We start from the raw sequence: 12,851 nt of genomic DNA, 5'->3' as shown, positions 1-12,851 counted from the left end.
TTTTACTTAAGCTAAACGACTAACTCGGGAAAACTACTGAACTAAAAGGGAACTTTTTTCAATTAATTGCATCCCAATATAACAAAAACGATCACTAATCCGACAATTCTTTTTACTTTATATAATATATAAACTCCGTAAAAATTCCTTCCAACAAGTTTCAATTCCAAATGCCGGAAAACAAACAGCATCTCTTAACTTCACCAGAACTTCCTCCATGATCAAATCCGGATGACGACATGCTTTGTAAACAAACTCCAAATCAAACAGATATGTATTTATACAAGTAGAAAGAAAAACGGAACGCCCTTTGCGACTAAACCCTTTCAAACCGGCTTGCGTATCCGAATAGTCCATTCTCAATAAATAACGATTGCATCCACGAACAAATCGGGAGATTAAACGACGAGAAAACGGCAAACGATCATAATAAGTTTTATCCCGAGTCGATACAACCACATCAACTCCCCGCTGTAGCATATCCAAGACCCTCGACATAGAATCAAGCGTATAAGGAAAGTCGTGATCCGTATAAAGGATATAATCAGAATTACACACAGACACGGCTTTACGCAACGCAAAACCTTTTCCATGATTGATCGAATAACTCAAAATATGAACTTTCGGTATATTTTGCCGGATATAATCAATAATATTTTCCTCAACACCACTTGCCGAACCGTCATTTACCACATATAAATGAATGTCTGCATGTTTCCACAAAATTTGCAGTTCCTTATATTTCGAGACAACGGTTAGTTCCCAACCCTTATCCGGATTGTAGACTGGCAATATCAGGTCTATGCCCGTTTTCATCATTCTATTCTTTTTAATATGCGCTTTTTATCTTTTATAGAAAACAATACCCAGCCGATCCTGCCAACAATCGAACTTTCCGGGATTTCCCCGAAAAAACGACTGTCCACCGAATTATTGCGGTTGTCTCCCATCATATAGTACCAATTTACACCATCTCGACTTGCTATTCGAATTACCCGCTTTACCAAAAGCATATTTCGGTTTTCAGGACTACGAAAAACGACAATATCATTTTCTTGCGGTTCTCGCCATCCCGGCATACGTCTCCATCTCCAATTATTTTTCTCATCCATTATCCTCAAAGGGCTAATCCATGTAAAAACATTCAGCAAAGGTATATCTGCAAAACGGTTCGGTAACAAAGCTCCACATGAAACTTTGTCCACCCAAACCCAATCACCTGTGCATAAAGTCGGTTCCATGCTCTCGGAGGGAATGTAACAAGGTTCACCAAGGAAGAGGCGAATCAACACACAAGTAAATACAACAATAACGATTACTTTAATCCCCCTTACCATCCAAAACAGCGAATTTACGTTTTATCGATTCAAAATAAGCATCTGTTCGTTCTGAAATTTCTTGAATATTTATAAAACAATTTTCCATTAAATACTCCTTCGATAAAACACAAAAATAATAAGCAACAACAGTATCACTTACTTCCATAATAGGAGATAAAAGTCCTATTGAAAGTCCATAAACTTCACAAGAAATGCAATACTGTTTTTTAAACGACCGTATAATCCTCGGATTATTGGAATTCAACAAACAAATTACATTTTGAGCTCCTACTTCCGATATAAACATGTTAATATAATCAATGTGCTTTTTAAAATATTGCATACATGATATGCATCCTGCATCATTAAAACGAATTACAAATTTATCACCTGTATTTAGAATTTCAGATACTAATATGTTTTCTCCATTTTCTTTCAAAACCGACAATGTATCTGAAACTGTTACATTATCAGTATTAATTTGTTCTAAATTAATACTATATATTTGATGATAATTATACGAATCCTTCTTTAAACCTTCATAAGTCAATTTGTTATCACCTTGGCGAATATAACCTATAATAAATAAAACGAACAGGATCAATATCAAAGACATATATGTAAAATGTATAGTTTTATTCATATTCAAAATATTTTTTTGTTTAATTTTGCCACCATCAGAATCGGATTATCATCAATAGATGCTTTTTCCAGCGTGTTGAACAACTCAGGATAAAACGACTGTATCTCTGATTTTTTATTCGTTTCCAGATCCTGATATTTAGACGGATCAAGTATATAATAGAAATAATCACCACAGGCAATTGTACCGTATAAGATATCAACAATATGGACTTTCCCAATATGAGGTCCTCGAAGAGAACAACTTTCCCCGTTTAGCCTATCGTAGATATAAAAGCAATTATAACCATCATATTGATATGAAACTCCGACTTTAGTCTCATCGGAAATATATAAATAAGGAGAATGAGCAACCTTTTTATTTTTCCTGAGATATTTGAATATTTCATCTTCCCTGCTTTGCATCGGCAAAGCTATCAATTCTTTCGGAATGACATGGCCTAAGTTAATCACTAAACCTCCTTTGGGGTGGTCAAAATCATATTTATAAATCGTATCATTATACATAATATGGGTATATAAGCCATCTTCAAACAAAACGAACGGAGACTCCCAAAAAGAAACGGTTGCACCATTTTCATAATGATGAGGATGATATTGTGCCACTAACTCATCCTGTTTAAAACAATTCATGATATATCCGTCTTCAGGTTCAATGCTTGATCGTGCCCAGACTTCCCTTCCTTCCCCTAAAAACAATATTTGGCTTATTTTATAAGGAATTGTATCCACACGTAATAGACGACCATCCAAATCATATACAAACTTTTTCTTCAATTGGTTATCCATCACATACAGTTCTTTCTTTTCTTCATTAACCGCAATGCTTGATGCGTTTGTATATTTGTTGGGACCATCTCCTTGATCATGGATAACCGCTTTGGCTTCTCCATGATCAGAAAAAATAAAAACAGAAGAACTTCTCCGGTCCAAAATATATAAACATTTATTCAATGGAATAATATTATACACTGCATTTATCAATATAGTGTCATTCGTTTCCAACGGGACAATTGCAATCTTTTCGAAAAAATCCGCAATGGATACAATTTGAGAGTCTTCAGGATCAATCGAAATAGTTATAAAATCATCTTTTCCATGATCTTGTCCGGCACAAGAACACATCAGAGCCGCTATTAGCAACAAACAAATATTCTTTTTCATATTCTTATTTAGTTTAACGGGCTGTTCCTATAATACACTTTTGTCATGACAATTCTGATCTAATTTTTTCTAAGTTAACATTGAACCCCAAATCAATCATAATATGGAAAAAATGTATAATTTCGGTATAGCCCTATTTTTAATTTTTACAAGATGGACATCTGCATAAACCGTCGCTTGTTACCCTACAGCATGAATAATAACCAGTTCCTGTTGAGACTTCACATCCTTTACCTGTAGCAGTTACACCAAATGCAGATACTGAACCTGATATACAGGAACAAGAAGTAGCACCTCCTCCCCCAGCAAGATTACAATCCTTACATCCTTTCTGTATGTCTCCTGTACCAGCAGGATCATCACCAGTTTTCGTCTGTTGTGCCCAAACGGTAATAACGACAGTATTATCCGCCAACCCATAATCATCCAGCGCATACTGGAATATCTTTCTCTCTATTTTTTCACACTTTATAAAAAACAACCACCGGATTATCCTCCTCCGAAAGCGAATGCAATTTATCAGGGATTAGATCCGGAAACTTCTCTTTTTTCCAGACTATCACTTGTGACGATATAACGGAAAAAAAACATTCTTTATAAATGCCGTCAAAAGCCATATCTATCAGAAACTCGGTTTCCATCTGGTCCTTTCCCACATGGATTATCCGGTTTTCCTTCAAATCATAAAGTCCCCAATAATAATAACCGCCTTTTGAAAAGGCAAAATTCAACACATTGTCACAAACATAACACTCAGACAACAACCAGGAATATTGGCTCTTTACCAATTTCATCGGATTCGGTTTTTCCTTGACAAGCTCCAATGGCAACGGGTCAGGAAGACTGATATTATAAAGTGGAACGATCTCTCCTCCTGCAGACAAACGATACACCATATTATCAAAATTCTGAATATACAAGATTCGACCTTCATTATAATAAAAGGGATTATAACCAAACATATATTCAGCTATTTCGTCATGCGGAAAATAACGTCCGTCTATACGCTTCCCCGTAACCGAATAGAAAAGGGAATAATGCATCTCCGGACGTGTAGCATAATTATAGTGGTCCGGTGTATGAAAAAAGAAGCTTCCTTTATTGACGGCTATACGAACCGGAGCTATGTAAGACGCGGATATGGAATATTGGTAGTGACCGGTTTTCATATCGTAAGCGGACAAACGCCTCTTTAAAGAATCATACAACCATAATATTCCGGCTTCTTCATCCAGTCCGAAATCCACTAACGTACCGAATTCATCCGGACCTCCGCCTTGCCTATTTATCTCATAAACCAAATCGCCTCGCATATCAAAACACGCGATTTTTGGTACATTATCCAATATGAATATACGATCATCCGCTACCAACGTCCTTTGGATTTCGCCAACTAATGACTGAGCCGACAAGACTACAAAAGAGTCCAAGTCGAAATATCGATCCAGATTGTCAAGCGTATTTTCTGTAATCGCAATATTTATATTCAAAACAGATAGAGAGTCTTCTGACATGTCCATCGAACTCTTTTCTTTTTTACTATGACAAGAAAAGAATGAAAAGAATAATATACTACACACTAAATATTTCATAACCAAATCAATTATAAAAGGCCTCACCACAAGCAGCCGGGGTACAACCACATGTCGGGCAGACATACTGCTCGTAACAAGTCCGCTTAACACTATTTGTCACTCCGTTTCCAGTCTGTAAAACGCAAGATTCTGTTCTTGCCACTTTTCCCGGCTCCACTGGTTTATTTGGATCCGGCCATGAAGTGTCGAAATCGCCAGTCACTGCTGCCAAAACCTGTACTGCCAAATTATCCGCCCAACCATAATCATCCAGCGCATACTGGAGATTCATTCCCATACCGAGGAGCAACATCAATGCTCCAATTAACAACACGGCTTTTTTCTTTAATTGTGCCATTGTCTTTGAGTTTTTAATTTGTTAATACTTCAGTCGTGATTTTCACGACCGTTTATATCTTTTTCTTCGTATTCTCCTTTGTAAAAACTACGCAAATAATGCTTCATGGTGTCCGTATCCTTCCACTGTTTGCTGTAGCTATACGTATAGCTCATAAAATAAAGGCTATAGAAAAGTATTGATGAAAACAACAGGAGCTTTGGAAACACACGATACCCTTTTTCCACCCGACCTATGATTTTATATGAGACTAACAACAAGAATGGCAAAAAGGGAAGTGGCCAAGGCGGCCACCCGCAAACTTTTACGAGATACGGATTGGCCGGACATCTCCAACAAACGACGGATCAGGAAAAAGAGTAACGTGGCACATCCACAATGCCAGACAACGCTCATCAGATGGAACCAAAACGGATCATAACCGAACAAGCCGTACAGCACCATATAGTTCAATTCCACCAACGGACTATATTGCCCTTTGTAGGATTGTGTAAACACCGCTATCAGGTTTTCCATCCGAAAACCACTCTCCGTAAATACGTTCATCACCATCCATTGGTCATCCCATGAATCCAGAAAACCGTTGGTGAAAACAGAAGAATAGCAAACCGCTACCAGCCCATAAAGGAGCAAGAAACCCAACAAGAATCTTAAGTTAACAATACTGTTCCGTTTTTTCATTTTTCACCTTTTTATAAGCTAAACGAGCAACTCGGGAAAAATACTGAGCTAAATTATCACTTTTTTATCTTTTCACCCAATAAAAACCAATGGCAGGGTTTGCACCATCTCGACTTGCTATTCGAATTACCCGCTTTACCAAAAGCATATTTCGGTTTTCAGGGCCACGAAAAACGACGATATCATTTTCTTGCGGTTCTCGCCATCCCGGCATACGTCTCCATCTCCAATTATTTTTCTCATCCATTATCCTCAAAGGGCTAATTAAGCTAATATTATATACAAATTAGCGTTATCCAGATTCACACTTCTTACAAAAATTCAGCGCACTCATCCTTTTATTCTTTCATTTCATATAATAAAATAACTGGATTATCATCTGGTGACAAATCATGTAACTTCATTGATTCCAAAAGTGTTGGAAAATATTCGTACAATATTTCCGCATTTATCTCTTCCACTAAATATTTCTCATCTCCCCAACGTGGAAAGAAGCGATAACCTTGTATCAAATCATTTTTTACCACTCCTACTTCTACTTTATCATTCGATTTATCCACCACACAAAAAACACGTTGATCTTGAATCAAATAATCAAAAATAAAATAGCGATTGGAAACATAATAGTTATTTTTGACCACATAATTGAAATCTGGACTATTTACGTCTTGCTCTTCTACATTCTGTTCATCCGGAAACTCTTTTCCTACAAATCGTACCCAATAAACAGGATACAAGTCTTCTCCGTGATAAACCCGATTATCATACACGGGAGAAATATAGACTTCTCCATTGTTTACAGCAAAAGCATTGCATTCATTATAATTAAACAAATTTTCATGATCTCTTCTAATTAATTTATCCGCAACTTTCCGACCACTATCATTCAAAATGGAACATTTATAATCCTCTCCTTTTTGGGATTTCAAATTATACAAATAGATCAAACCGTTGTTTACTGCAATTTGTGTAGAATAGGTTTCATACTGAATTCGATCTATATAGTTCAAATCACAATCATATTTCAAAATATGGCATCTGCCAAAATCCAAAATAAACAACTGATTATCATATATATCAAAATCCATCAACTGTAAATATTCACCAGGACCATTCCCCACTTTAAATAAAGTTCGAAGATGTTTACCGTCCATTCCATAAATATAGATTGCATTATTCGTTTTGTCCAAAATATAAATTTCATCTTTGAAAATTTTCACCTTATCAATTTGAGAAATCAAACATTCATCATCCATATCTAATGGAACAATCCGAATATTTTCAACGAATGCAGAAAGCAATAGTTCTTTTTGGTTAGTCTCAGCCGGAACCATTATCTCATAAACTCCCGAATTATCGACATCTGAACAGGAGCAAAGCAATAATACTATGACTAATATATAATATTTCATATTCTATTTGTTAAATCTAAAGGATGTGGCAAGCCATATCCTTTCTTAATTATTGACAACCATGACTTACACATGAACTTTTATACCCCGGTTGATAACAAACATATCTCTGTCCCGTTGTATTTCCATACTGATTATATCATATATATAACGATCCATCTCTCTCCCGGAGGATTACTTGTTTCTGTACTACCTGCAATTTGAGCCAAAACTTGATTAACAGCTTTATTCTCTGCCAATCCATCAATACACGGAAAAATTGTTTTAATTTTTTCAGAATTTCCAAATAATCCTATTCCACATAAGAAAAAAATCACAATTCCTGTCGATAGATTCCTAATCTCCCAAATCGAACAGTTACCATTAGATTCACCGGAACTATCTTTACCGTCAAGAATTGGATCACGATCACATTAAGAGATATTACCATCCAAAATATAAAATTCACGTTTTATCAATTCGATATAAATACCCCAAAAAACATCTAAATAATCAGCAGGAATAAAACAATCTTGAACCATCAACAAATTTGACAACGTAAAAAAATAAAATGGTATAACATGATTTTCATTATCTAATTCTATAGGAAGATTCCCTTTGGGAATACTATAAACTTCACAATTCATCTTGTCAGCAATAACTTGTAAATCTGATATATTCTTAGAATCCAATAATATTACAACTGATTCTACTCCTAAATCCGAGATCATTGTTTTCAATCTTTCAGCATACTGATTAAACACGTTCACACAACTTCTACATTGAGTTCCTCTAAAGCGAATAACAAATTTCATCTTGCCTACAACATTGCGCATATAAACAGACTTTCCTGATCGATCCAACAAATTCGTCTCATTTCCTATATAACTATTATTACTCTGAAACTGTATATTCAAATTTTCATATAAACCATTTAATAAAAAAGAGTCATGTTTGACATTTTCCACAATTACCTCAGCATTCTCTTTTATTTTAATTGTAACCATACAGAACAATATAAACAAAGAGATTACAGATAATAACAAAAGCTTATATTTCATGCTTATATTTTTTTAAATAACAAATAACCAATATAGGATTGCTATCTTCTGTCAATTGTACATTCAGTTGTTCAGATAACATCTTCAAACTTTCTTTTTCCAATATATAGGGTGGCAGCAAATATATACCTATTTCATTATCTAAAAATTTCAAACAACGATGAATAGGGTACATATCAAAACTAACAAAAGGAGCTGTATCTACATAAACATTTCCATTTTTGAGATTGTACATACAATAATAATTTTTAACAGGCCTATTGAAATCTGTATCAGAAAATTGAAAAGACACCCAGTTTTCATTTGCCAAACAATATCTAATATCACCAAGATATCCATGTCCAGAAAGTATTTGTTCGTATGTTTCAATATATTTCAAACGAATAATTTCCTCATAAGGCATAGTTCGTTTTCCAAAATCAAACTTACAATATGGTGTCACCTCATTACCCAACTTATATACGATATTACTGGAAGGATAATAAAAATATTCATTACCGTTTGATGTAAAGAAAGTAGAGCTAACAACTGCATTTACAAATTCTTCTTGGGGAAAATATGATTTTTTCAATTCCTGAAGTTCTTCATCTAATAGCATTAAATTATAGCCATCCATATTATACGGTTTTTTAAAACAGCTATACACAAAAAATCCCAATGAAGTCTTAACAAATGAGTTAAATTGATATTTCGATTTTTTTGTTTTAAGTATCAAATTCCCATTCGTATCATATACATATATACGATTCTGGAACCTTTCATGTGCATAAATACGCCGTTCTTCTTGAGAATAATAAATATCATTCCAATAAGTATACTCATCCTTACCTGTCCCTTTTTTACCCACTATACAACGAAAACTACCATCCAAATTATAAACAAATATATTCATTTGTTTACAATCGAGTATGATATAACATGAATCAGACTTATATAACTTATCAATATTACTAAGCAGTGATTTTTCCGTAAGCTCTAACGGTACATAATTAACCGAATCATATACCTCAATCATATTTAAGCTATGGAGATTTTGAATGCCTATATTTATTATTCTACCAACAGAGCTTAGCTCTTCATTTTTTCTATTGCAAGACAACAGCAATAAAATAAAAAACAAAATATTTAACTTCATATTATATTAAATTATCGATATAAGCCAATTGAATTTCATATAAGTTGTAGTCCAGCATCAAAGGTCCACCCACCACTTGCTTCTGTTCTTGTAGCTTCCGCTATTTGACAAGTATGGGAGTCCGAGTCACTAAAATCACCTGTTCGTTGAGCATAAACAGATATTACAATATCATTATCGTATAAACCATAATCATCCAGCGCATACTGGAGATTCATTCCCATACCGAGGAGCAACATCAATGCTCCCATTAGCAACACGGCTTTTTTCTTTAATTGTGCCATTGTCTTTAAATTTTTAATTTGTTAATACTTCAGTCGTGATTTTCACGACCGTTTATATCTTTTTCTTCGTATTCTCCTTTGTAAAAACTACGCAAATAATGCTTCATGGTGTCCGTATCCTTCCACTGTTTGCTGTAGCTATACGTATAGCTCATAAAATAAAGGCTATAGAAAAGTATTGATGAAAACAACAGGAACTTAGAAAACACACGACACTCTTTTTCCACCCAACCTATGACTTTATATGAGACTAACAACAAAATACCCGAAAGGGACAAATAAAGGTAACGATCAGCAACTATTCCCAAACGAGGCATGGCTACGACATGTAGCGATAGCAACAAATGAAGGACAAAGAATAGCAGCCGAACAACAGACGTTGCACTGCCGTATAAGACACCGCCTCACTACGAGGTCCCTGCAAGTCCAACGTCAACAAGGCAAAGCCTGCCGACAAAATGAAAAAAGGCAATTTCTCCATCCACAAATCCGATGATTTCAGATTACGGCCAATAAACCAATCAATCAAAAGCAACGACAATGGCAAGACAAACGCCTGTTCCTTACTCAAACCCGAACAGACAAAACAACATAAAGCCGCTATATAACAACCGAGTTTTTGTGACCGGACATAACGAAGATATAACAACAAGGCTGACAAATAAAAAAATACATACATCGGAACCTTCACCGCACTAACCCAAGCAACGGATTCCACATTCACCGGATGAATGGCAAAAAGAAAGGTGGACAAGGCGGCCACTCGCAAACTTGTACGGGATTCTGACAGACCGGACATCTCCAACAAACGACAGATCAGGAAAAAGAGTAACGTGGCACATCCACAATGCCAGACAACGCTCATCAAATGGAACCAAAACGGATCATAGCCGAACAAGCCGTACAGCACCATATAGCTCAACTCCACCAACGGGCTATATTGCCCTTTGTAGGATTGTGTAAACACCGCTATCAGGTTTTCCATCCGAAAACCACTCTCCGTAAATACGTTCATCACCATCCATTGGTCATCCCATGAATCCAGAAAACCGTTGGTGAAAACAGGAGAATAGCAAACCGCTACCAGCCCGTAAAGGAGCAAGAAACCCAACAAGAATCTAAAGTTAACAATATTGTTCCGTTTTTTCATTTTTCACCGTTTTATAAGCTAAACGAGCAACTCGGGAAAAATACTGAGCTAAATTACCACTTTTTTATCTTTTCACCCGATAAAAACCAATAATCGGATTACTTTCATCCGTTAAATTTTTCAGATCATCCGGAAAAACATCCGGATTTTCAGATATCTTGTACCGGACAACAAAAGAAGGAACCACGGAAAAAAACAAATCTTTATACACTCCATGAATTTGAGATATAAATAACAAATCTTTCACGGGATGATTATTAACCTGCTTGCCGGCATATATGAGTTTATCTTTCAACAAATCATAATATACGGCATAACAGCTTCCTTGTTTCTGAAACCATAAATTCAAAAAACCATCCGCTTCATAGGCATTACTCAACAACCATGAGTAGCGGGTTTGCATCAACTTCAATGATGGTGTCACTTCCATCAGAACATCCAACGGTAAAGAGTCCGGCAATTCCACCTTATATACAGGTGTAACAGATTCTGATGTCAACTGATAAACAACTGTTTCATAATCCTTGATAAAATACAACTTATCGTTATTATAATAAAAAGGATGTTCCTTCCCATAGGAAAACCTAAACTCTGACGTTTCATCATGGGGAAAAAAGGATTTATCTATTTTAGCTCCGGACAAGGAATAGAACAACGAGTAGTGCATTTCCGGATTATCAGGATAATTATAATGATCTCCCATGAAAAAGAAAAAAGAGCCGTTCCAAATCGCCATGCGTTCCGGTGCCATATAAGCGGCAGAGATAGATTGACGACGTTTGCCGGTATACATATCGTAACAATGCAACTTCCTGCGTGTTGAATCGTACACCCACAACATCTTCAACGGAGAGTTCAAGGCAAAGTCCAATACATTCCCGTATTCGTCAGGACCCGGACCATGCTCATCAATCACATACTCGACCTTTCCTTTCATATCGAAGCAAAAGAGCTTATTTTGATTATCCAATATAAAGATACGCTCATCAGAAACAAGAGTACGGACTATTTCTCCTATTACAACATTGTCCGATAATACCACATACGAGATTTGTTCGAAAGTCTGGTCCACATTCCGATAGGCTGTATCCGAAATAGAAACTGGAATCACGCGTAATTGTAGCGAGTCTTTCTCTACCGGGACATCCGCACAAGACGATTGGCGTCCATTATGACATGACATAAGGCACAAAAACAATAATACACTTGTAATATATTTCATAAAGCATTCCATTTGTTCGTTTGTTACGAAATAAAAATCAATTCCTTTTTATCTTTCAAGGCATTCCTCCACATGAGACCGGAGTACAATTACAAGAAGGACATACATATTGGTCAACACAAACCCATGCAACGCTTGAAGTAAAAGAGCCATCCTGATATGTATACATACATGGCACTTGATCTCGAACTTTTCCCGGTTCTACCGGTTGACCTGAATATATTGTTGTATCAAAACCACCAGTCACAATAGCCAAAACCTGTATTATCAAATTGTCTGCCCAACCATAATCACCCAATGCATACTAGAGATTCATTCCCATACCAAGGAGTGACATCGCCATCCCTAATACCAATATTGACTTTCTTAATCTCACCATTGCTTTTTACTTTTATATTAGACCTTCATTTATAAGCTAAACGAACAACTCGGAAAGAATACTGAGCTAAATTACCACTTTTTTATCTTTTCACCCGACAAAAACCAATGACAGGATTACTTACTCTTCCAATCATTCGAAAAGAGATTTTGAATACAATGAATCTCCTCTGCCATATTTAGGGGAATAACAAAATGTTCATTATTTAAGTGTTTTGCAGTCGGATTGATATGTTAAAATATATTACCCGCTTGGGTATTTTATTTGGGTCTTGTTCACTTTTGCTGTATGGTTGCTTTTTGTGTATTTAATTAATAAAAGAGCACAGCTTAAAAAATAAAAGTCTATATTATAAGTGCAAACAAAAAATATGGACAAAATCATTAAGCTGTGCAGACTGCTAAGATACAAGAAAATTCAGAACAAAAATCAGAAAGTGCAAATTTAACAAAGGTCTCCTCCTTACTCATTGATGAGCTGGCGGTTTTTAC

General features: G+C 35.7%; 16 protein-coding genes. All 16 read right to left on the bottom strand.

The window, feature by feature from the left end; genetic code table 11:
• Window positions 1-117: 117 nt before the first annotated feature.
• On the bottom strand, window positions 118-819 hold the full coding sequence (locus ACW6QF_RS11755; RefSeq protein ID WP_456087970.1) for a glycosyltransferase: 702 nt from the start codon (window positions 817-819) through the stop codon (window positions 118-120).
• A complete protein-coding gene (gene lepB / locus ACW6QF_RS11750; protein WP_456087969.1) occupies window positions 816-1,337 on the bottom strand; it encodes a signal peptidase I in 522 nt (173 codons plus the stop codon). The genes ACW6QF_RS11755 and lepB overlap by 4 nt, the downstream gene beginning before the upstream one ends.
• Complete coding sequence (locus ACW6QF_RS11745) at window positions 1,321-1,962, bottom strand: hypothetical protein (protein WP_456087968.1); 642 nt, start codon at window positions 1,960-1,962, stop codon at window positions 1,321-1,323. The genes lepB and ACW6QF_RS11745 overlap by 17 nt, the downstream gene beginning before the upstream one ends.
• Before the next feature lie 2 nt (window positions 1,963-1,964).
• Entirely contained in the window at window positions 1,965-3,125 is a 1,161-nt protein-coding gene (locus tag ACW6QF_RS11740) for a 6-bladed beta-propeller (protein ID WP_456087967.1), read from the bottom strand.
• A 461-nt stretch (window positions 3,126-3,586) separates the two neighbouring features.
• Window positions 3,587-4,645 (bottom strand): 6-bladed beta-propeller, encoded by a 1,059-nt coding sequence (locus ACW6QF_RS11735; RefSeq protein ID WP_456087966.1) that lies wholly within the window; start codon window positions 4,643-4,645, stop codon window positions 3,587-3,589.
• A 79-nt stretch (window positions 4,646-4,724) separates the two neighbouring features.
• Window positions 4,725-5,057, bottom strand: coding sequence for a hypothetical protein (locus tag ACW6QF_RS11730; protein WP_456087965.1), 333 nt, complete (start codon window positions 5,055-5,057; stop codon window positions 4,725-4,727).
• 29 nt (window positions 5,058-5,086) lie between these two features.
• Window positions 5,087-5,212, bottom strand: a complete 126-nt coding sequence (locus ACW6QF_RS11725; RefSeq protein WP_456087959.1) for a hypothetical protein — start codon at window positions 5,210-5,212, stop codon at window positions 5,087-5,089.
• A gap of 85 nt (window positions 5,213-5,297) precedes the next feature.
• A complete protein-coding gene (locus ACW6QF_RS11720) occupies window positions 5,298-5,738 on the bottom strand; it encodes a hypothetical protein (RefSeq protein WP_456087964.1) in 441 nt (146 codons plus the stop codon).
• Window positions 5,739-5,802: 64 nt separating this feature from the next.
• Window positions 5,803-5,952 (bottom strand): hypothetical protein, encoded by a 150-nt coding sequence (locus tag ACW6QF_RS11715; RefSeq protein WP_456088019.1) that lies wholly within the window; start codon window positions 5,950-5,952, stop codon window positions 5,803-5,805.
• A 124-nt stretch (window positions 5,953-6,076) separates the two neighbouring features.
• Window positions 6,077-7,150: a 6-bladed beta-propeller gene (locus ACW6QF_RS11710; protein WP_456087963.1), complete on the bottom strand. Its 1,074-nt coding sequence runs from the start codon at window positions 7,148-7,150 to the stop codon at window positions 6,077-6,079.
• A 413-nt stretch (window positions 7,151-7,563) separates the two neighbouring features.
• A complete protein-coding gene (locus ACW6QF_RS11705; RefSeq protein ID WP_456087962.1) occupies window positions 7,564-8,136 on the bottom strand; it encodes a hypothetical protein in 573 nt (190 codons plus the stop codon).
• Window positions 8,137-8,179: 43 nt separating this feature from the next.
• Window positions 8,180-9,325 carry a 6-bladed beta-propeller gene (locus ACW6QF_RS11700; protein WP_456087961.1) on the bottom strand — a complete coding sequence of 382 codons (1,146 nt, stop codon included), beginning with the start codon at window positions 9,323-9,325 and terminating at the stop codon, window positions 8,180-8,182.
• 35 nt (window positions 9,326-9,360) lie between these two features.
• Window positions 9,361-9,609, bottom strand: a complete 249-nt coding sequence (locus ACW6QF_RS11695; RefSeq protein WP_456087960.1) for a hypothetical protein — start codon at window positions 9,607-9,609, stop codon at window positions 9,361-9,363.
• 29 nt (window positions 9,610-9,638) lie between these two features.
• Window positions 9,639-9,764, bottom strand: coding sequence for a hypothetical protein (locus ACW6QF_RS11690; protein WP_456087959.1), 126 nt, complete (start codon window positions 9,762-9,764; stop codon window positions 9,639-9,641).
• A 164-nt stretch (window positions 9,765-9,928) separates the two neighbouring features.
• Window positions 9,929-10,759 carry a hypothetical protein gene (locus tag ACW6QF_RS11685; protein ID WP_456087958.1) on the bottom strand — a complete coding sequence of 277 codons (831 nt, stop codon included), beginning with the start codon at window positions 10,757-10,759 and terminating at the stop codon, window positions 9,929-9,931.
• 64 nt (window positions 10,760-10,823) lie between these two features.
• Window positions 10,824-11,942: a 6-bladed beta-propeller gene (locus tag ACW6QF_RS11680; protein WP_456087957.1), complete on the bottom strand. Its 1,119-nt coding sequence runs from the start codon at window positions 11,940-11,942 to the stop codon at window positions 10,824-10,826.
• Window positions 11,943-12,851 lie beyond the last annotated feature (909 nt).

It is taken from the genome of Parabacteroides sp., from assembly GCF_977054455.1.
The sequence above is the reverse complement of the archived record's forward strand: the minus strand, read 5'-3'. Positions and strand labels throughout refer to the sequence as shown.